Consider the following 19,723-nt stretch of genomic DNA (forward strand, 5'->3'; position numbering starts at 1 on the left):
AAGGTGCACACCGCAAGTTAGTTACCTAAATTATGCTTTAGGCTTTAGATCAAGTACTTGTAGCAGACGTTCTTGCGTGTTGGTGATTGGCATTGGACGACCTTTCGGATTCTTCTCATTCCACCAACCCGTAAAGCGAGAGGTGTTGTATTGAGAAGTGTACGCACCAGACATAACAGGTACCGTTACTTGGTTTTCTGCAATGATTTTCTGGATTTTATGCGCCATGCTGATTTGCTCATCACGGTCTGCCGTTTTGTAGAAGCCATCAAGTAGCTTGTCTAGCTCTGCGCTCTTCCAGTAGTGAAGGGCGAAACGAGGCATACCTTCGTTTGCTTGGAAGCGTGAGTGGTATGCACTATCCCAGTAAGTGTATGGATCCGCACCGTGGAAGTAGTTGGTGTAAGCCACATCGTACTTCGCATCTAGCATCGTTTGGTTGTATACCGAGAAGTCAGGTGTGCTTGCTTTCGCTTTGATACCCACTTCTTCTAGCATTTCAACACTTAGCTGTACTGTGTTGTTGAAGTCAGTCCAACCGTTTGGTGATTGAATAACTAGTTCAAGTTTTTTACCCGATGGTGTTTCAACAAAGCCATCGCCGTTACGATCTTTAAAGCCCGCTTTTTTCAGTAGAGCTTTGGCATTGTTAACGTTGTAAGTCATGTAAGGCTTGTACTTGTTATGTACTTTTTCGTCAGACCATGACTCGAATGCTTGACCAAGACCTGAAGCATAATCATTCACTACACCACCGCCGTAGAAAGCGATATCGATGATAGTTTCACGGTCGATAGCCATAGAGAAGGCACGGCGGAAATCGATGTTGTTGATCGCTTCGGCGTTACCCGCATTTGGCGATTTGTAGTTGAACATAAATGCTTGGCTACCACCTGCTGGGTACCAGTATTTATTGTTCGGGCTAGCCGCTGCGTATGTGCTATCTACATCAGGAATAAAAGAGTAAGTCCAGTCAAATTGGCCACTTAGAACCTGACCTAGGAACTGATCATTACCTGCAACTTGTGGTAGGCGAAGACAATCAACGTCTAGGTTGCCATTATCCCAGTAGTTAGGGTTACGACATTGGGTGTAAAGCTGTGGAGTGAATGTTTCGATTTCTGTAAATGGACCAGTACCGACAGGGTTGGTGTTGGTAAAGCGAGTTGGATCGTCAACCTTGCTCCAAACGTGCTTAGCAACAACAGAGACTTTAGAAATCAAGTAAGGGACGCTTGAGTTTGCTTCTGTTAGTTCAAACGTGACTTTATCGCCAGATGCTTTCACGCTTTTTAGGCGCTTGTTGATACCCGTACGGTCAAGCTCTGGGTGCTCTTTTAGCATGTTGAAAGTAAAGGCTACATCCTGTGCTGAGAAGGCCTTACCATCAGACCATTTCACGCCATCGCGAATTTCAAATGTCACTTTCATTAGGTCGTCAGACATGTAGTAGTCTTTCGCCAAACGCATGACTGGCTGATTACCTTTTAGCTCATTGAATACAACAAGTGGCTCGTAGATAAAATCTTGAACGGTATCCAATTGAGTTTGTAGGTAAGGGTTAAAGTTACGAACAAATGTAGGGTAGAACTTAGGTACCATAGTCAGTTCACTACGATCAGCAGCAGCGGCAATTGGCGCTGTGAATACTGTTGTAGCAGCGGCAACTACCGCAAGTGCTAACTTGGTTTTCTTAATATTGGCAAGCATAGCTGTTCCTTACTTGTGCTTAGTTTCACTTAATGGAAATAAGTTCCGGACATATCGAACCTACTATGAAGGAAACCAACCGTGGTTTTTTCAAATGGTCGTGTAGGCTCTCAGTCCCTTAAGGAAACGCTTGAAACGGAAAATCGTCAATCTGCTCGCTCGTTAAAAACGTTAAAATATTAAAAAGTGACGTTAAAAACGTTATTTTGCGATTTGGTGATAGTATCGAGGCCGTGAAAGAGTGTGTTTTAGGTCACGTTTGTTGCTCGGCGTTACATTGGTTTTGTTAGTGCTTGCAAACCTGTTTGGCTTTGTTTTTAAAGGTTTTTGATGGCTGTTGTTTTCTTCTGTGATGTAACTCAATAGCTATTTTATAGTTAATTCCTTGCGGAAAATTTATCGATAGAATTTGTTGTGATTCGCTTCTCATAAACCACAATATTTTTCTTAGGAGGCGATAAATACGCTTATTTGCACTAATTTTCACCATCGGATAGCGTGAAATTTAACTGGTTTTCTTGCCGTTCTGAGGCTATTTTCAAGCGTGAAATTAGTCTTTTTGAGTGATGCTTATCTAATGAAATATCTGCCACCTCGCTTGTTAATCACGACTCGCTACTAAGGTGATGAGCGGGATTAGGGAGCATTGAATGGCTAGGTTTAGGGCGTCGCTGAGGTGGAACCGTGTGGGGGGAGTTAGAGCCTAAAAAAGCCCACAGAAAACAATGTCTCTGTGAGCTTGTTTGCATCACGCTTTATTGGGTAATCAGGTGCTGTAGCTTATCGCGTTTTATTAATAGTGTTTGGTAAGCGTTTGAGTGCTCATCACAGCGCGCCATAACAAAATTGATAGTGCTCAGTACCGTACGCCATCGTGGGGTTTTCGGTAGGGTTTCGACATGTAAGTATTTATCTAAAGTTCGCGTTTGCAGGGTGCTACGGTCAAGGTAGACTCGCCATAAACCACTCTCTTCAGCCAAATCAAATTTGGTTTTTTTAGTGGTTTGTTCCCAAGTAGACAGTGTTGTTTTCATCACATCCACTAGTAGTTCTCGTACGATACTGCCCTTATCTTTGTTATCACTGCCGAGCTTATCGGCTAAACGGGTAAATTCACCGCCTAATTCACGCAGTTGTTGGAGGTTATTTCTATCACCATCAAAGGCAAACCCCGACAGTACATCGATAGCACTTTCTAATTCGCTGATCCTATGTTGAGCGGAAGGGCCGACATTATCAAAAATAAACATGCGCTTAAGCCCTGACTCTTCTGGTAAATTAATGACATCAGTATCAAGTGCCTTGAGCTCATCACCGATTCGGAAGGTAAGCTGGCCATTAAAATGGTGGCTTTGACTGATGTCATCGGGCAGGTGTGTTACCAAAATATCATCAATGGTATGGCGTTCTAGCTGCTCCGGTGCACGTTTAAAGAGCTTTCCTGCTGCGGCATTAGCATAACGAACGCGACCTTCATTTTGCACACAAACGATGGCTTCGCTGGTGGATTCAAGTAACCCCATCAGACGAGTTTGGGTTTCTAACAAGCCTTCTTCAACTTGTTCCCGACGGTCAATTTCCTGTTGCAGCAATTGGTTTTGATGGCGTTGTTGTTCGGTTTTCCCTGCTTGGATATGTGCGCCAATACGGGCTATCAGCTCTTCTTTGTTAAAAGGTTTTGCGAGATAGTCATTGGCACCATATTCAAAGCCTTTCACTCTATCCTGCACTTGCCCGAGCGCAGAGAGCATAATGATAGGCAATTCCCGCAAATCGTATTGTTGACGTAAATGCTGGCACACTTCATAGCCGCTCATTTCAGGCATCATGATATCAAGTAGGATCAAAGCGGGTTGATGGTGCTCCATTAATGATAGAGCTTGAGGGCCGCTTTCTGCGGTTAATACTTGGTAGCCTTCAAGGCGCAAGAAGTTGTTCAATACCTGTAAATTGACGGGTTCATCGTCTACAACCAGCAGTAATTCACCATCAGGGTTGGAGGGGAGTGTTTCATCTTTGCAGCTTGAAACACCTAGTGTTGGTGCTTTAAAGTGGCTGCTACGACCCAGCTTACTCTCTGCGATATCTTGCTCACTGGCAAGGTTGAGGGTGAAGCTAAAGGTTGCCCCTACCATAGGTTGGCTGCTGACATACAAACGACCGCCCATTAATTCGATTAGCTGACGGCTGATTGATAGGCCTAACCCAGCGCCTTGGCGATAGTGTGCCGACCCCGTATTGGCTTGAATGAGAGGTTCAAAAATATGTTCAAGTTGCTCTGGGGGGATCCCTTGACCTGTATCTACCACTTGGACTCGAATTTGGTTTTCCAGCACCATGGCAGAAAGCACGATTTTTCCTTCTGAGGTGTATTTAATCGCATTGCCTATCAGGTTATACAGCACTTGCTCTAGGCGCTGTTCATCCGCAAGCACTGGCGGTAAATCAGCAGGGATCTGATTGATGATCCGAATCGGTTTATTGCCAACCAAATGGCGTGATAATTCAAGCACTAGATGTGTTGCAGAGGACAGATCCACCGCATGTTTATTGATGTCGAGATCGCCATAACGCATCTTGTGGTAATCCAATAAATCATCCACTAGATTTGTTAATCGCTGGCCACTATTGATCAGCATTTCAAGCTGGCGGCGTTGTGATGCCTGCACTGGGCCATTAGCGCCTGCTAATAATGATTCAGCAATGCCAACCATCCCATGGAGTGGTGTTCGTAGCTCATGCGAGGTGGTTGCCAGAAATTCATCTTTAAGCTTATCGGTAACTTGCAGTTCTTTGTTTTGCTGCTGGATAACTTTAAGATTTTGTTCCAATTCAGTATTTTGGTCGCGGATCAGGCTGATTTTTTCACGAACAGACCGTTGCATTCGCGCAAAGCTAACGGCAAGGCGACCAATTTCGTCACTTCGCTCAACGCCTTCAATTTTCTGGTCTAAATCGCCAGCGGATACGCGCTCTGCGGCCCAGGTTAGGCGTAGCAGTGGCGCTGTAATGGAGTTTGAAAGTAGGTGCGATGCAATGATCACCAATACAATGGCTGTGATCATCGCGACTAAAAATATCTTCTCAAGCTGGCGGATCCGCGCAAAGGCTTCTTCTTCTGGAAGTTCAACCACTAATGCCCAAGTATTTCCGAGGACATTGATGGGTGAAAAGGCACTCAGTACCGGGGTTTGGCTAAAGTTTAAAAAGCTACCAACGCCAGTGCTACCTTCGAGAGCTTGAGTAATACTTTCACTATTAAGGGTGTCATTATCGTTGTTACTGGTTGGGATCCTTGGTTGATGATCACTGCCGACCAGCACGGTTTGAACATAGTTATTGGTTGGAGTGGAGTCGGCAATTAGGCTGCTTATCCTGTCGTTGTTAAGTTCAAAAAAGACGTAACTGTGCAGATAGCCTTGTTGAATAACAGGTGCAGCAAACCATGCCGTTTGTAACGTTTCACCGTTATTTTGGGAGAAATCAGTAAAGGCAATCGGCACCTGTTCTGGTTGGCCTTGTATATCAATAGTTTGTGCTTTGATGGCTTTAAAAGTATTGCTGATCGCATTACCAGAAAATCGCGGGTCATTTAAGCCGATGCCGAACCGTTCAGGGTGATTGACGGAATACACCACATTACCTTTGATATCGACCAGCATGATGTCACTGAAGTCAGATCGTTTGAGGTATTCTTCAAATGCCCAATGATAACGCTTGTACATCAGGCGATAACGTTCGTGACCTATGTAGTTGGTATTGTGGTTATTAACCGATTTACCTTTTTCCGTTAGGGTATGGGTGAAATAGGTGCTGCGGTTATTGTCATCCAGTTTGCTTGGCAGCTCACCCAGTTGATGAAAAGCCCCCACTAAACCATAAAATCGCCCCCCGCTAGCATTGGCCAGCTCTGAGCGCGCAAAACTTTTTGCTTCTGATTCTTTCGCGACAAAGAAGTTATTGAGTTGCTTCTTTTTATTTTCAAGCAGTGATGCGAGGTGGGTTGTGCTTTGCTCAACCAAATCCTTGGTGTGAGAGTTCATGAAAAACATTGCTGACAGCGTTAATGGCGTAATACTCAGCACCAAAAAGGCGGTCATTAAGGTATTTTGGAGGCGCTTAAATTGGGTGGTGTTTTTCATTGCGTTGCCTGCGTGTAGGGCCATCATTTAGCGAGTTGCATGGGTGTTAATACTGTGAATCTTTACGTGGTTAATTAAAAGCGATCGCACAGTGGTGTCAATTTAACTAACTGTATTACCAGTATATTATTTTGACGTATTGCGCGTAAGAGAAAACCAGTAATGATAACAAAGCGACGAATAAAAGGAGCATTGTACACTTGTTATACTGAGTTTTTTTGAGGGATCAAGCAAGTGGATGATGAAGCGTGTGTCAAAACACAAAATTGACGGACTTAACGGAGGGGAAGCGTGATAAATGACGTAATAAGCAGCAGGTTGAGCAATTTCAACCTGCTTGCCAGGTTATTTTTTCGCGGCGTAAATATTGAATTTATTGGTGCTAGCCGCAGTGCGACACTCACCAAGACTTTTCTCAATCAGTGGTGGATATTGTAAGAAGCTATTGGCCACAATTATCAATGCACCATCATCGTGTAGATGTTGAGGCGCTTGTGCAATAAAGTCTTCCGTTGCGGTATAGAAGGTTTTTAAACCGGCATGGAACGGTGGGTTACTGATCAGGTAATTGTATGAACCTGGTAATTCGGCATAAACATCGGTTGCAGTGAATTTCGCTTCAAGATTATTGATTTTGAAGGTCTCTTTGGCTGATTCAATCGCCAGTGCGCTGATGTCACACAGTTCTAATTCAATGCTTGGGTTATTGGTTTTCATGACCGCACCGATCACGCCAGCGCCACAACCGAAATCAAGCACTTTGCCGCGTAGCTTAGGTAGCGTGTTAAGCAATAACTCAGAGCCTTTATCGAACTCACCGTGGCTAAATACACCTGGTAAAGAACGAATGGTCAGTTCTGTACCCGCGACTGTGATTGGGTAATTACGGAACCATGCTGAGAGTTCAAACGGTTTTACTTCGTTATCGCAACGGCCCCAATAAAAGCCACAACGACGTGCTGAGTCATACTTGGTCAGTGGGCCGTACGGCGTGAACATTTTTTCTGCACTACGCACACCACTGCGGTTTTCACCGACGACACAGATTTCAGTGCCAGTGCCAAATTTAGCCAATAGCATCGACAATAAATAATCCGCTTCCGCTTTAGCTTTTGGCCAGTACAGTAGGATCATGTCGATATCTAAATCTTCGGTTAATTCCGCGCCAAAGTAGCTGGTTACTTTGTTCGAGCGGCTGATTTGTCGGTGGTAGCCATAGTTAGTGGTAAATACCGATACAGACTGCGCAACGTCTACCAACGCCAGTGGGTAGTCATCGCTAAGTTCACCGACGACGAGTACTTTACGGTTGTCAAAAAACTCAAGTTGACGGGCAACGACCTGACTGGCTGCGGTATAGGACATAATGGGCCTCAAATAAACATCACGAAGGGCGCGAATTGTTCCATAAAACCAGCAGTAAAGGAAGATGAGCACCGCCGTATCAGGGCTGATACGGCGGGTTTAGCGATTAATTTCGGTCTTGTTGTTCGAGGAAGTCTTTAAATTCAACTTCATACATATGGAATAACACGGCAGTCACGGCAAAAATGATTGGGCCGTAAATCATCCCTATTAAGCCAAACAGGTGTAAACCACCTAAAATAGAGAAGAAGATCAGCAGGGTATTCATGCTGGAATTACCTTGCATCAATAATGGGCGAACTACGTTATCGATCGATCCCACGACAATGATCCCCCATGCGGATAAGAACAGCGCCCATTCCCATTGATCCACCAGTAATAAGTAAATAGAAGCAGGTAACCAAATCAGCGCGGTGCCCACCACGGGAATAAATGAAGCAAAAGCCATCATCGATCCCCAGAACAGTGCGGGGAATCCTGCTAACCACATTGCAAATCCACCGACAAAGCCTTGTACTATTGCTGTTAGAAATGCCCCGAGTACGGCGGATTTAGCCACTTGCTCAACTTCGTTAAGTAGGGTGTCTTCTTGGCTACGTGAGAGTGGGATAATCAAGCGTAGGGTCGACACCATCTTTTCGTGATCACGCAGTAGGAAAAATAACACAAACAGCATCAGTAAGAAGCTCACCAAAAAGTTGGTGGCATCACCGAGTAATTTGGCGCTCATATTGATGAGCTGTGACCCAAACTTCGATGCTGCGGAGGCGATCTTCTGGATAATAACTTGGCCATCGACGCTTTCAAATGGTGAGTATTTGTCTATTAAGCTAAGGGCTGACTGTGCATAAGGGTGGTTAAGCATTTGCTCTGCGCCACCACTTGTTAGCCAAACATAGCTGCCTTTTGAAAAGGTTGTGCCTTGCTGAATGATTGAACTAAAGACCACCAGCAGCGGGATCACGATAATGAAGGTTAATAGTGTGCATGACAAAATAGCGGCGCTATTAGGGCGCTTGGGCATTTTCGCTTCAATTTTTTCGTGAATAGGGTAGTAAAGTAACGAAATAATGAAGCCCATAACGATAGGGCCTAAATAAGGTTCAATCAGGCGGTAGCTGGCATAAGCGGCAATGATCAATGCCACAATTAACATCCAATGTCTGGATTCGGCTTTAAATGGTTTTGGCACTTTCATGTCCTTACAAGGTCAATATACCGAAAGGTTGATCACCTATCAGTGAAATAAGCTGTTAATTATCAGTCGATACTGCTTATCATCGCATCAATTTCTGTCTATGCAATAGTGATGACAAGAAAAGACTACCAGGCTGTTTTAGTTATAATGCAAAGAATAGAACAGCTTCAAAGTTATTGACCGAATGAACCGACTAAGAGAGGGATTAAATGGGATGTTGTGATAACCAGTGTGATAAAAAACCTAAACGCCGCCCGCCTTTTGCTTTAATGATCTTACTTGGCTTGGTCGTGCTTGCGGTTGTGTTTTGGCAGTAGTGTCTTGGCAGTAGTGGTTCAATTGCGTTTACTCTTTAACGGCAGGTAAAAAAACGCCACGACGAGCGTGGCGCTTTGAGTAATATTTTGAACGAATTCGCTTACGCGTTAGCTTCTTCAGCCAGAGTTGCGAATGCACGATCAGCTGCCGCGAGGGTCGCTTCGATCTCTTTGTCACCGTGTGCTAGTGACGTAAAGCATGCTTCGTATGCCGACGGTGCAAGGTAAACACCATTTTTCAGCATAAGGTTGAAGAAACGCTTGAAGCGCTCAACATCACACTTAGTCACGTCTTCGTAGCAAGTTACGTTTTCTTGGGTGGTGAAGAAGAAACCAAACATGGCGCCCACTTGGTTGGTTGCAAGTGGAATACCGTGTTTTTCTGCTAGGGCTTTAAAGCCTTCAGCGAGGTGTTTAGTTGTGAGAGAAAGACGACGCTCGTTGCCTTCTTCGGTAAGTACGGTTAAACACGCATGACCTGCAGCCATAGCAACAGGGTTACCAGACAATGTACCTGCTTGGTAAACTGGGCCTGTTGGCGCGACATATTGCATCACGTCTTTACGACCACCGAAAGCACCCACAGGCATACCGCCACCGATCACTTTACCCAGTGTGGTTAGGTCGGGTTTGATGTTGTAGTAACCTTGCGCACCACCGTGAGAAACACGGAAGCCTGTCATCACTTCATCAAGAATCAGTAGTGCACCATACTCGTCACAGATCTCGCGAAGACCTTCAAGGAAGCCCGGTACAGGTGGAATGCAGTTCATGTTACCCGCAACAGGTTCAACGATAATACAAGCAACGTCTTCTGGGTTTTCTGCAAACACAGTACGTACTGATTCTAAATCGTTAAAGGTACAAGTTAAGGTGTGTTTTGCGAAATCAGCAGGCACGCCAGGTGAGCTTGGTTGGCCCAGTGTTAGTGCGCCAGAGCCTGCTTTAACCAGTAGGCAGTCAGCGTGACCGTGGTAACAACCTTCAAACTTGATGATTTTGTCACGGTTAGTGAAACCACGTGCTAGGCGAATCGCACTCATGGTTGCTTCAGTACCTGAGCTAACCATGCGGACTTGTTCCATTGATGGCACTAAGCGTGACACCATTTCGGCCATGGTGATTTCCATTTCAGTTGGCGCACCAAAGCTAAGGCCACGCTGTGCTGCGTCGATAACGGCATCACGGATAGCAACATGGTTGTGACCAAGAATCATAGGACCCCATGAGCCAACGTAGTCGATGTACGCTTTACCATCAGCATCGAAAATGTAGGCACCGTCAGCACGTTCGATAAATAGTGGGTGACCACCCACGCCGGCAAATGCGCGGACTGGTGAGTTTACGCCACCCGGGATGGCTTCTTGTGCTTTGGCAAATAATTCTGCTGATTTGCTCATTAGTAGTGTCCTATTTAATTTATTTAATTCAGGCTGCGGCATTGTACCCAAAGGAAAACCGCCAGCGCTAGGGATGTTTGTCACCATTTCGCAGTTCTTTTCGATTTCTCACGCAGTGATCAGTGATGGAAAGCTAGTTTTCAACATTGTGAGTGTTAACTTGTGCTGGTATTGGCTAAGCTTGCAGTAGCAAATAGCTGCATATTCTTTCAGTGATTTGCACTACAGACTCTACAAGTCGTGTCTATCCTTTCTGCTGCTTACTAATTTATACGGTTTAACCATGACGGAACCTGCTCAACCTCAGGCGACAGCTCATCGTCGTCATCCTACGCGCCTAATGCGGCGTTTTTTATCGCAAGATAAAACCCCAGTATCTGTGTTACTGCTTGCTGCTATTGTTGGTGTCATCGCAGGTTTGATGGGGACACTGTTTGAAATTGGTGTGCATTGGGTCTCTGAACAGCGAACTGATTGGCTACGTGCCGAGATCAGCAGCAGCTTACCTTTGTGGCTAACCGCATTTATGGTGAGTGCAGGGTTAGCTTTCGTGGGTTACTTCTTAGTGCAGCGTTTTGCGCCAGAAGCGGCGGGTTCAGGCATTCCTGAAATTGAAGGGGCGATGGAAGATATTCGTCCTGTGCGCTGGTGGCGAGTGATCCCCGTGAAGTTTATTGGTGGCTTAGGGGCGCTAGGCTCTGGCATGGTGCTGGGTCGCGAAGGTCCAACGGTGCAGATGGGGGGAAATATCGGCCGCATGATCACTGATATTTTTCGTTTGAAAGATGAAGAAGGTCGCCACTCTTTATTAGCGGCGGGTGCGGCAGGTGGTTTGGCTGCCGCATTTAATGCGCCGATGGCTGGGATCATGTTTGTGGTCGAAGAAATGCGCCCCCAGTTTCGCTATAGCTTGATTTCGATTAAGTGTGTCATGATCTCGGCAATCGTGGCCAATATTGTCTTTCGTAGCATTCGAGGACAAGAAGCGGTGATATCGATGCCGCAATACGATGCGCCTATGCTGACATCGTTGTGGCTGTTTCTTTTGCTGGGGATGTTTTTTGGTGTCTTCGGGGTGATCTTCAACCGTTTAGTGACCCTTTCTCAAGATCTGTTCGCTCGAATTCACAACAATGACCGTCGTCGTTATTTGATCACTGGTACCTTATTGGGGGGCTGTTTTGGCCTGCTACTGCTTTATTTACCTGAGTTGACTGGCGGTGGTATTGCGATTATTCCTGATGCGACCAATGGTAAATACAGCGTTAGCTTACTATTTATCTTATTCTTAGCGCGTGTCGCTACTACGCTATTGTGTTTTGGCTCAGGTGCTCCGGGTGGTATTTTTGCGCCCATGTTAGCGCTGGGCACTCTATTTGGCACCTTCTTTGGTTCTATTGCGCAAGCGTGGTTCCCTGAATTTGGATTAGAACCAGGAATGTTTGCAATAGCAGGTATGGGCGCATTGTTTGCGGCGACCGTACGGGCACCTATTACCGGTATTTTGTTGGTGATCGAAATGACCAATAACTACCATTTGATCGTGCCTCTGATCATTACTACCCTTGGTGCAACTATGTTGGCGCAGGTTCTTGGTGGTAAACCGATCTATTCTCAGCTACTACACCGCGCAATTAAAAAAGAAAAATTACGTGCAGAGGTGGTCAATACTTGAACGAGCTAGTCAGGTATTAGATAATCCTCTTAATAACTCGATATGTTTGTGAGGTCTTGATGAGCGACACCAATTTGCCGCTAAATTTTTCAGATGTTGCCGCGAATAAAGTGAAAACGCTAATCGCTGAAGAAGAAAACCCAGAACTGAAGCTGCGTGTGTACATCACAGGTGGTGGCTGTAGTGGTTTCCAATACGGTTTTACTTTCGATGAGAAGGTAAACGAAGGCGATATGACAATTGAAAAACAGGGCGTAACACTTGTTGTTGACCCGATGAGCCTACAATACTTGATCGGTGGTACGGTTGATTACACTGAGGGCCTAGAAGGTTCTCGTTTCTTCGTTAATAACCCGAATGCCACAACAACGTGTGGTTGTGGTGCATCGTTTAGCGTTTAATTTAGCGCGAATGATGCGAGAAGACTTATGAGTCTTCTGCTGGATAAGAAGATAATAAAAAGCCGTCACTTATTGTAAGTGACGGCTTTTTTGTTGCCGGTGAGCTGGAGAATTAGCCTTGGTTGATAATCAATGGGCTGTTTGTCCCTGCCAGTAAGTTACTGAACTGTGCTAATTGGTTTAAGCGTTTATCAGCATGCTTTTTAAAGGCGGTCTTTTGCTTACCACTTAGCGACTCAGCTTGCGGTAGTTTCACAGTACGAGGGTTTTTGTGTACGCCGTTGACCAAGAACTCATAGTGTAAGTGCGGACCCGTTACGCGGCCTGTACCGCCTAGCGTGCCTACCGTTTGCCCTTGTTTCACACGTTGCCCTGTTTTGACTTTACGCTTGGTCATGTGCAGGTATTTAGTGATATAGGTGGAGCTATGGCGAATAAAGACATAGTTACCGTTAAACTTGTTGTACGACGACTTCATCACGATACCATCACCAGCCGCCCAAATAGGGGTGCCAACAGGGGCTACATAATCGGTACCACGGTGTGCTTTGACTCGACCCGTTACAGGGTGTAAGCGGCGAGGGTTGAAGTTAGAGCTCACATAACGGAAGTTTATTGGTGAACGTAGGAAAGCTTTACGCATGGCATTGCCATTTTTATCGTAATACTTGCCGTCTTCACTGCGTACTGCGGTAAATGTCTGACCTAAGTTGGTAAATGTCGCGGCAAGGATATTGCCTCGGCCAATAGATTCACCTTCCACAAATTGTTCTTCGAACAAGACTGAGAACTTATCACCGCCACGAATATCTAATGCGAAGTCGATATCCCAACCAAAAATCCCCGCAATCTCCATGATTTGGTTAGCAGTCAGCCCTGCTTTATCACCTGCATTCCAAAAGCTGGATGTGATGGTGGCTTTCGCAAAGTTCAGCTGAGTATCAACCGTTTTTGTTTCTTCTTTAGAGACAAAGCTATCTGCGGTACGGGTAATAACTAGGGTGTCGGTAGCCGTATTAGGCTTGATGAGTTGGACCAACTCATTATTCGCATCAAAGCCAAATTTCAGAGTGTCGCCTGGGCGTAGGTTAGTGAGAGAGCGTGTGCCTTCATCGGCGTTGACGAGACGGTATAAGGTTGCAGGGCTTAATCCGACTTTATCGAAGACGACAGCAAGGCTTTCACCTGATTTTATTTTGTGCTTTTTCCATGTCAGCGGCGCGGAGGGTAAAGGTGTACTTTCTGCGGGTAGCAGTTGCGGGGTCTCCACATTGACAGCAACGGGATACGCCTTGCCTACTTCAAATTTACGATCAGCCGGCGCCATGTTGTCGGGTGAAGGTAGCAGAAGCAGCAGCACGATAAGAGCACTGATCGTGGCGATCAGTATCTGATGAATCTTGGGTAATTGAGCTAGCTTACGAAACGGCATGGTGTATCTATAAATGGCCTGAATAAAAAAATAGACAACACCCAGTCTAACTGGTTTCAAAAAACATCGCTATTCAAGTAAGATGGTCGATTATTACTTTTTTGCCAATTCTGTGGGAGCGAACAAGAATGGCCAGCATTGAACAGGCTTTAGCTGAAATTAAGCGTGGTGTCGATGAGCTTATTCCAGAAGAAGAGCTGATTGCCAAGTTAAAAGAAAACCGTCCATTACGTATTAAACTGGGTGCAGATCCAACAGCCCCAGATATCCACCTAGGTCACACAGTTATCCTAAACAAGCTTCGTACTTTCCAAGAGCTTGGTCATGATGTGACGTTCCTGATCGGTGACTTCACCGGTATGGTGGGTGACCCAACTGGCAAAAACACTACGCGTCCACCGCTGACACGTGAAGATGTTTTAGCAAATGCCGAAACATACAAAGAACAAGTATTCAAAATTCTAGATCCAGCAAAAACCAAGATTGAGTTTAACTCAACATGGTTATCTGAACTGGGTGCTGAAGGCATGATCCGTCTAGCGGCAAACCAAACGGTTGCCCGCATGCTAGAACGTGATGACTTTAAAAAGCGCTACGCTGATGGTCGTCCTATTGCAATTCACGAATTCATGTACCCGCTGCTACAAGGTTACGACTCAGTAGCGATGGAAACTGACGTTGAGCTTGGCGGTACGGATCAGAAATTCAACCTTCTGATGGGTCGTGAGCTACAAAAAGCAAACGGTCAAAAACCACAGGTTGTGCTAACTATGCCACTATTGGTTGGTTTGGACGGCGTGAAGAAAATGTCGAAGTCGGCGCACAACTACATTGGTGTGAACGACGTGCCAAACGAGATGTTTGGTAAGATCATGTCTATCTCTGACGATCTTATGTGGAACTATTTTGAGTGCTTGTCATTCCGTCCACTAGAAGAAATCGCGCAGTTTAAAGAAGACATGGCGAACGGTAAAAACCCACGTGATGTTAAGATTCTTTTAGCGAAAGAAATCATTGCTCGTTTCCACTCTGAAGCAGATGCTGACGCAGCAGAGCAAGAGTTCATCAACCGTTTCCAAAAAGGTGCGATGCCAGAAGAAATGCCAGAGCTTGAGTTTGAAGCGGGTATGGCGATTGGTAACCTACTAAAAGAAGCGGGTCTGGTTAACTCAACATCAGATGCGATGCGCATGATCCGCCAAGGTGCAGCGAAGATCGACGGTGACAAAATCGAAGATACTAAGCTAATCCCAGCAGCTGGTACTGCGGTTTACCAAGTGGGTAAACGTAAGTTTGCACGTATTACTCTGAAGTAATCGTTGCTGATTATTGAGAGAATAAAAAAGGCGCTTCGGCGCCTTTTTTTATGATTAACGTAGCGTCAGAGACGGTAATGATAAGTGCCAGCGAATGGCGGCGAGACGAATCGTTAGCGTGGTGATGATACCTGCAAGAGAGGCGACTTCGGTGGCGAAGCCTGCCAATAAACCTGTGGTGTGGACAATCCCACCAAGAATACAGGCTGTTGCGTACACCTCCGTTCGTAATACCATCGGAATTTCACGCGCCAGTACATCGCGGATCACCCCACCCCCACAGCCTGTCAGTACACCCATGATCACAGCCACCATAGGCGAGGCACCAAAACGTAAGGCTTTTTCAACACCAATAGCTACAAACACCGCTAAACCTATGGCATCGGCCACGGGTAGGACATACCAAGGTAATTTTTGGGGGCGACGAATCGCAGCCATGGTAAATAAGCATGTAATAAAGATCACCCAAAGGTAATTGGTATCGGTGACCCAAAATACAGGCGTTGCGCCCAAGGCCATGTCGCGAATCGTACCGCCACCAATAGCCGTTACGCTGGCGAGTACCACGACGCCAAAGGGATCCATTCGTAACCGTCCAGCCAAGAGCACACCTGATACCGCAAACACAGCAGTACCAAACATATCAAGGAGATAGATAAGCATTAAAGTATTACCTGATAAAGAAAGCGAAAATAAAGATGACGGCAGAGTAGAGGACTACTGTGTCGCACGTCGTTGTTCTCGTACCGTGTCTAGGTGATCGCATACCTGTTTGATCGCTTTTAGCGTTCGAGGTGTCGGGCGGTTAAGCCAGTCTGAATTCACGGTAAAAACCTGTCGATTATCGACAGCGGGTATTTTACCCTGCCAGTCTTGCCATATATCAACATTTGTATTGGCGTGAGAGGTACCAAATATGATTTCTGGTTGACGGATCACAACTTGCTCTTGTGATACCTGCGGATAGGGGGCTTTACTCGTGGCAAAAATATTCTCACCGCCACAGACTTGAAATACTTGAGTTGGCCAATGGCCATCCGCGACGGTGATCATTGGGGCGGCACTGATTTGATAGAAATACCGCACTTTTTCTTGGCGCTGATATTTTTTGGTTAGTGCCGCAAGCTTTTTTCGGTAATCGTCAGCGGCCTGCTGTGCCTGTCGAGGCGAGTCAGCATATTGCCCGAGACGTTCAATGGTATCAGCAATGGCAGGTAATGCCTTGGAGGTGGAGTACACCACATTGAAGCCGAGTTGCTCAAGTTTGGCCATCTCTCTTGGAGGGTTACCGCTTTTCCACGCTAAAATTAGGTCGGGTTTTAGCGCAACAATGCGTTCGAGTTTGATGCCTCTGTGGTTAGCAACGCGTTCTAGTTCAAGTGCAGCTTTGGGGTAATCGCTGTATTCTGTCGCAGCAACCAGTTTATCACCGAGGCCAGCTACATAAGCCAACTCTGTCATATGAGGTGATAAGCTGATCACCCGCGTTGCAGGCTGTGTTGCAAAACTCAGGGTAGAAAAAAACAGTAAACAACAGCAAGCGAAACGCACTTAAAAAGCTCCTTGAAAAAGAATAATGAGGCAACTTTGTACCACTAGCCAAATAATGATTCGGTTTTTAATAACTTGCTCTATTTGTGCAAGATGTAAGGCGGCAGGAGCAATCTTTCCGCCTAGCCGTGGACGCTCTAACTTACGTTCACCATATATCGCAGGGCCACCAAGAGAGAGTGATAACTTATTTCCTGTCGCGACCAGTAACCAACCTGGTCCTGGTAGCTGCCAGTTTTCGCCTTGTTGCCATAAACTGCGCAGTGCTGCCTTGCCGTTTTGCCCAAGGGCGATGAGTAATGCAAACAAACGTAATGGCACTATGTCGAGGACGGCTAAAATACGAATGGCAGGGTAACCAAAAAAGACATATTGTTCACGGGTTGGTGACCATACTCGAGCGAGACTAACGGCAAGGCGATACATGAGTGCGCCAATGCCGCCTGCTAGGCCGTACCAAAACAGCACGCCGATCACTTGACGGCCATAGCCGAGCAGTTGTGTTTCCGCGCTCGCTTTTCCTAGCCCTAATAAAGACAGGCTCTCTGTTTGGCGGTTGAGTGTAGTGCTAAGTAGGCGTCGGCAGAGGGTTTTATTTTCAGCGCTATAGGCTTGGATCAGCTGTTGACTGAGTTGACTGATATTTTTCCAGCCCAATGCAAACCACAGTAAAGTAAGGTCAAATAGGGCATCAACCCAGACTAGCTGTTTGCAGGCAATCAGCATTATAAGCACGGTAAGCCACATTAGTGACCAAGTTAGTAAACCTGATAGCAAACGCTGGTGGCGGTTATCATTAGGTTTATTAACGCGGTTGGCGAGCATGATAGCCATGCGTTGCCATAAGTTGAGCGGGTGAAGGTCTTGCGGAATGGCAATAAGCCAATGCAATGCAATGGCACCCCACATTGCGAGTAGGGTGCTATTGTTAGCGAGTATCGCTAAAAAGTCGTTCATTACTTATTCAGTAACTCAGCCATTTTAGCCACCATCACTGAAGAGCTTTTCGCCGCTAGCGGTAGGAACTCATCAAAGCTCATTGGTGATTCTTTGTCTGCTACATCTGAAATTGCACGAACCACAACAAAGGGTACGTTGAACTGATGACATGCCTGTGCGATAGCGGCTGCTTCCATTTCTACCGCGATAACAGTTGGGAAGTTGTCACGGATAAACTGTTGTTTTTCAGCGCTACATACAAAAGCATCACCGGTACAAATTAGGCCACGTACTGCGTGCACGTCTTCCATCGTTGCCAGAGCTTGCGCTGCGATATCCATTAGCTTTTCGTCAGATGCGAAAGCGGCTGGCTGTTGTGCCATTTGACCGATTTCGTAACCAAAAGCAGTTACATCTGCATCGTGGTAGCGAACTTCTGTTGAAATCACCACATCACCCACGTTGAGGCTGCTATCAAAACCACCCGCAGAGCCAGTGTTAAGTACAACGTCTGGTTGGAATACTTCTAGCATGATTGCAGAACCTACAGCCGCTGCCACTTTACCAATGCCTGATTGCAGTAACACGATATCGGCACCGTTAAGTGTACCTGTGTAAATGGTACAGCCTGCTTTTTTATGTGTTTCACAGTTAGTCAGTTGGTCTTTTAGGATCGCAACTTCTTGCTCCATTGCACCAATAATGCCGATTTTCATAGCTAGCTTCTCTTAGTTGTTCAGTCGTGCGCTCACACTGAGCACATAATGGCGAGATTGTAACAAATAAAAAGCGAGAGGTCAGAGCTTAACGCCTCGTCTCTCTCGCTGTTTTGATCTTTCTGGATGACGTTATCCGTTATTGATTAGACATCAAGGTAGTCCATGATCCCATCGGCTGCACGTCGTCCTTCATCTATAGCTGTCACAACTAAATCTGAGCCCCGAACGGCATCACCTCCCGCAAAAATCTTAGGGTTCGATGTTTGAAAGGGGAAGGCATTTTCACGCGGGGCTTTTATGCGTCCCCATTGATCCAATTCGACATTGTAATCACTGAGCCAAGGCATCGCATGGGGTTGGAAACCAAAGGCCATGATCACCGCATCGGCTTTAATACTATGTTCGCTGCCCGCGACGGGCTGTGGGCGGCGGCGGCCTGCATCATCGGGTTCACCAAGGGCGGTTTTGACTACTTTGATGCCCGTGACATGCCCCGCTTGGTCTATCTCGACACCGAGCGGTTGTAGGTTAAACATGAAGTTAACCCCTTCTTCGCGGGCGTTTTTCACTTCGCGTTTAGAGCCCGGCATATTGGCTTCATCACGGCGGTATGCACAAATGACGTTGCTGGCTCCCTGACGGACAGAGGTACGGACACAGTCCATTGCGGTGTCACCACCGCCGAGTACCACCACACGTTTGCCTTTCATGTCGGTAAAAGGCGTTGTGGATTCTAGCCCCATGACTTTATATGTGTTGGAGATCAGAAACGGTAGCGCATCATACACGCCTTGGGCATCTTCATTTACCAGCCCAGCTCGCATGTTTTGGTAAGTCCCCACGCCGAGAAAAACTGCATCATAGTCGTTGATGAGATCGGCTAATGGCACATCTTTTCCTACTTCTGTATCGAGTTGGAACTCAACCCCCATTTCAGTGAAGATCTTGCGGCGGTTAATCATGACCTCTTTTTCTAATTTGAACGAGGGAATACCAAAGGTCAGTAAGCCGCCAATCTCAGGGTAGCGATCAAAGACCACGGGTTTGACCCCATTGCGCACTAATATATCGGCGCAAGATAGCCCCGCAGGGCCCGCCCCGATAATCGCGACTTTCTTGTCAGTCCACTCAACATGAGACATGTCGGGCTTCCAGCCCATTTCAAAAGCTTTATCGGTAATGTACTTTTCGACGTTGCCGATAGTGACAGCGCCAAAATCTTCATTGAGCGTACATGAGCCTTCGCACAAACGATCTTGAGGGCAAACACGGCCACACACTTCGGGCAAGGTGTTGGTTTGGTGCGATAACTCAACGGCTTCTATGATCCGTCCTTCGTTCGCGAGTTTTAGCCACTGCGGGATGTAGTTGTGAACGGGGCACTTCCACTCACAGTACGGGTTACCGCAGTCGAGACAGCGATCGGATTGGGCACTGGCTTGTTGTTGAGTAAAAGGTTCGTAGATTTCGACAAACTCGATCTTCCTGATTTTGAGTGGTTTTTTCGCCGGATCGACGCGCGCAATATCAATGAATTGGTAAACGTTCTGGCTCATGA

General features: G+C 46.3%; 14 protein-coding genes. 3 read left to right on the forward strand and 11 right to left on the reverse strand.

The features are described from left to right. Window positions 1–30: 30 nt before the first annotated feature. The 5 genes from L4C35_RS19605 to hemL all read right to left on the reverse strand — a co-directional run bounded on the left by L4C35_RS19605 (window position 31) and on the right by hemL (window position 10,132). Window positions 31–1,710, reverse strand: coding sequence for an ABC transporter substrate-binding protein (locus L4C35_RS19605; RefSeq protein ID WP_428464485.1), 1,680 nt, complete (start codon window positions 1,708–1,710; stop codon window positions 31–33). A gap of 755 nt (window positions 1,711–2,465) precedes the next feature. Continuing rightward, window positions 2,466–5,852, reverse strand: coding sequence for a response regulator (locus L4C35_RS19610; RefSeq protein WP_428464486.1), 3,387 nt, complete (start codon window positions 5,850–5,852; stop codon window positions 2,466–2,468). Window positions 5,853–6,197: 345 nt separating this feature from the next. Further along, window positions 6,198–7,217: a 16S rRNA (guanine(1207)-N(2))-methyltransferase RsmC gene (gene rsmC, locus L4C35_RS19615; RefSeq protein ID WP_428464487.1), complete on the reverse strand. Its 1,020-nt coding sequence runs from the start codon at window positions 7,215–7,217 to the stop codon at window positions 6,198–6,200. Between the two features lie 106 nt (window positions 7,218–7,323). Continuing rightward, window positions 7,324–8,409: an AI-2E family transporter gene (locus L4C35_RS19620; RefSeq protein ID WP_428464488.1), complete on the reverse strand. Its 1,086-nt coding sequence runs from the start codon at window positions 8,407–8,409 to the stop codon at window positions 7,324–7,326. 424 nt (window positions 8,410–8,833) lie between these two features. Beyond that, window positions 8,834–10,132: a glutamate-1-semialdehyde 2,1-aminomutase gene (gene hemL, locus L4C35_RS19625; RefSeq protein WP_428464489.1), complete on the reverse strand. Its 1,299-nt coding sequence runs from the start codon at window positions 10,130–10,132 to the stop codon at window positions 8,834–8,836. A gap of 283 nt (window positions 10,133–10,415) precedes the next feature. Between hemL and clcA the strand changes: the two genes are divergently transcribed. Together clcA and erpA are read left to right on the forward strand one after the other, a co-directional pair. Next, window positions 10,416–11,807 (forward strand): H(+)/Cl(-) exchange transporter ClcA, encoded by a 1,392-nt coding sequence (gene clcA / locus L4C35_RS19630; protein WP_428464490.1) that lies wholly within the window; start codon window positions 10,416–10,418, stop codon window positions 11,805–11,807. Between the two features lie 59 nt (window positions 11,808–11,866). Beyond that, complete coding sequence (gene erpA, locus L4C35_RS19635) at window positions 11,867–12,208, forward strand: iron-sulfur cluster insertion protein ErpA (RefSeq protein ID WP_048900320.1); 342 nt, start codon at window positions 11,867–11,869, stop codon at window positions 12,206–12,208. Window positions 12,209–12,320: 112 nt separating this feature from the next. Here the strand turns inward: erpA and shyC are convergent, their stop codons facing one another. Then, window positions 12,321–13,640 carry a peptidoglycan DD-endopeptidase ShyC gene (gene shyC, locus L4C35_RS19640; protein WP_428464491.1) on the reverse strand — a complete coding sequence of 440 codons (1,320 nt, stop codon included), beginning with the start codon at window positions 13,638–13,640 and terminating at the stop codon, window positions 12,321–12,323. A gap of 128 nt (window positions 13,641–13,768) precedes the next feature. Between shyC and tyrS the strand changes: the two genes are divergently transcribed. After that, window positions 13,769–14,956: a tyrosine--tRNA ligase gene (tyrS, locus tag L4C35_RS19645; protein WP_428464492.1), complete on the forward strand. Its 1,188-nt coding sequence runs from the start codon at window positions 13,769–13,771 to the stop codon at window positions 14,954–14,956. Between the two features lie 54 nt (window positions 14,957–15,010). Here tyrS and L4C35_RS19650 read toward each other — a convergent pair whose 3' ends face one another. From L4C35_RS19650 to L4C35_RS19670, 5 genes are all read right to left on the reverse strand, one after another. After that, window positions 15,011–15,619, reverse strand: coding sequence for a TRIC cation channel family protein (locus tag L4C35_RS19650; RefSeq protein ID WP_428464493.1), 609 nt, complete (start codon window positions 15,617–15,619; stop codon window positions 15,011–15,013). A 54-nt stretch (window positions 15,620–15,673) separates the two neighbouring features. Continuing rightward, a complete protein-coding gene (btuF, locus tag L4C35_RS19655) occupies window positions 15,674–16,507 on the reverse strand; it encodes a vitamin B12 ABC transporter substrate-binding protein BtuF (protein WP_428464494.1) in 834 nt (277 codons plus the stop codon). Further along, window positions 16,508–17,464, reverse strand: a complete 957-nt coding sequence (locus L4C35_RS19660; protein ID WP_428464495.1) for a cobalamin biosynthesis family protein — start codon at window positions 17,462–17,464, stop codon at window positions 16,508–16,510. Continuing rightward, window positions 17,464–18,162, reverse strand: coding sequence for a 5'-methylthioadenosine/S-adenosylhomocysteine nucleosidase (gene mtnN / locus L4C35_RS19665; protein ID WP_428464496.1), 699 nt, complete (start codon window positions 18,160–18,162; stop codon window positions 17,464–17,466). The genes L4C35_RS19660 and mtnN overlap by 1 nt, the downstream gene beginning before the upstream one ends. Before the next feature lie 146 nt (window positions 18,163–18,308). Then, a complete protein-coding gene (locus tag L4C35_RS19670; protein WP_428464497.1) occupies window positions 18,309–19,721 on the reverse strand; it encodes an FAD-dependent oxidoreductase in 1,413 nt (470 codons plus the stop codon). Window positions 19,722–19,723 lie beyond the last annotated feature (2 nt).

It is taken from the genome of Photobacterium kagoshimensis (genome assembly GCF_050337045.1).
Lineage (GTDB): Bacteria > Pseudomonadota > Gammaproteobacteria > Enterobacterales > Vibrionaceae > Photobacterium > Photobacterium kagoshimensis.

Excerpts from the sequence above, each read along its gene's own strand:
- clcA (WP_428464490.1), top strand. The coding sequence starts at position 10,416 with ATGACGGAACCTGCTCAACCTCAGGCGACAGCTCATCGTCGTCATCCT.
- hemL (WP_428464489.1), bottom strand. The coding sequence starts at position 10,132 with ATGAGCAAATCAGCAGAATTATTTGCCAAAGCACAAGAAGCCATCCCG.
- mtnN (WP_428464496.1), bottom strand. The coding sequence starts at position 18,162 with ATGAAAATCGGCATTATTGGTGCAATGGAGCAAGAAGTTGCGATCCTA.
- L4C35_RS19610 (WP_428464486.1), bottom strand. The coding sequence starts at position 5,852 with ATGAAAAACACCACCCAATTTAAGCGCCTCCAAAATACCTTAATGACC.
- L4C35_RS19650 (WP_428464493.1), bottom strand. The coding sequence starts at position 15,619 with ATGCTTATCTATCTCCTTGATATGTTTGGTACTGCTGTGTTTGCGGTA.
- L4C35_RS19605 (WP_428464485.1), bottom strand. The coding sequence starts at position 1,710 with ATGCTTGCCAATATTAAGAAAACCAAGTTAGCACTTGCGGTAGTTGCC.
- tyrS (WP_428464492.1), top strand. The coding sequence starts at position 13,769 with ATGGCCAGCATTGAACAGGCTTTAGCTGAAATTAAGCGTGGTGTCGAT.
- L4C35_RS19670 (WP_428464497.1), bottom strand. The coding sequence starts at position 19,721 with ATGAGCCAGAACGTTTACCAATTCATTGATATTGCGCGCGTCGATCCG.
- shyC (WP_428464491.1), bottom strand. The coding sequence starts at position 13,640 with ATGCCGTTTCGTAAGCTAGCTCAATTACCCAAGATTCATCAGATACTG.
- erpA (WP_048900320.1), top strand. The coding sequence starts at position 11,867 with ATGAGCGACACCAATTTGCCGCTAAATTTTTCAGATGTTGCCGCGAAT.
- L4C35_RS19660 (WP_428464495.1), bottom strand. The coding sequence starts at position 17,464 with ATGAACGACTTTTTAGCGATACTCGCTAACAATAGCACCCTACTCGCA.
- rsmC (WP_428464487.1), bottom strand. The coding sequence starts at position 7,217 with ATGTCCTATACCGCAGCCAGTCAGGTCGTTGCCCGTCAACTTGAGTTT.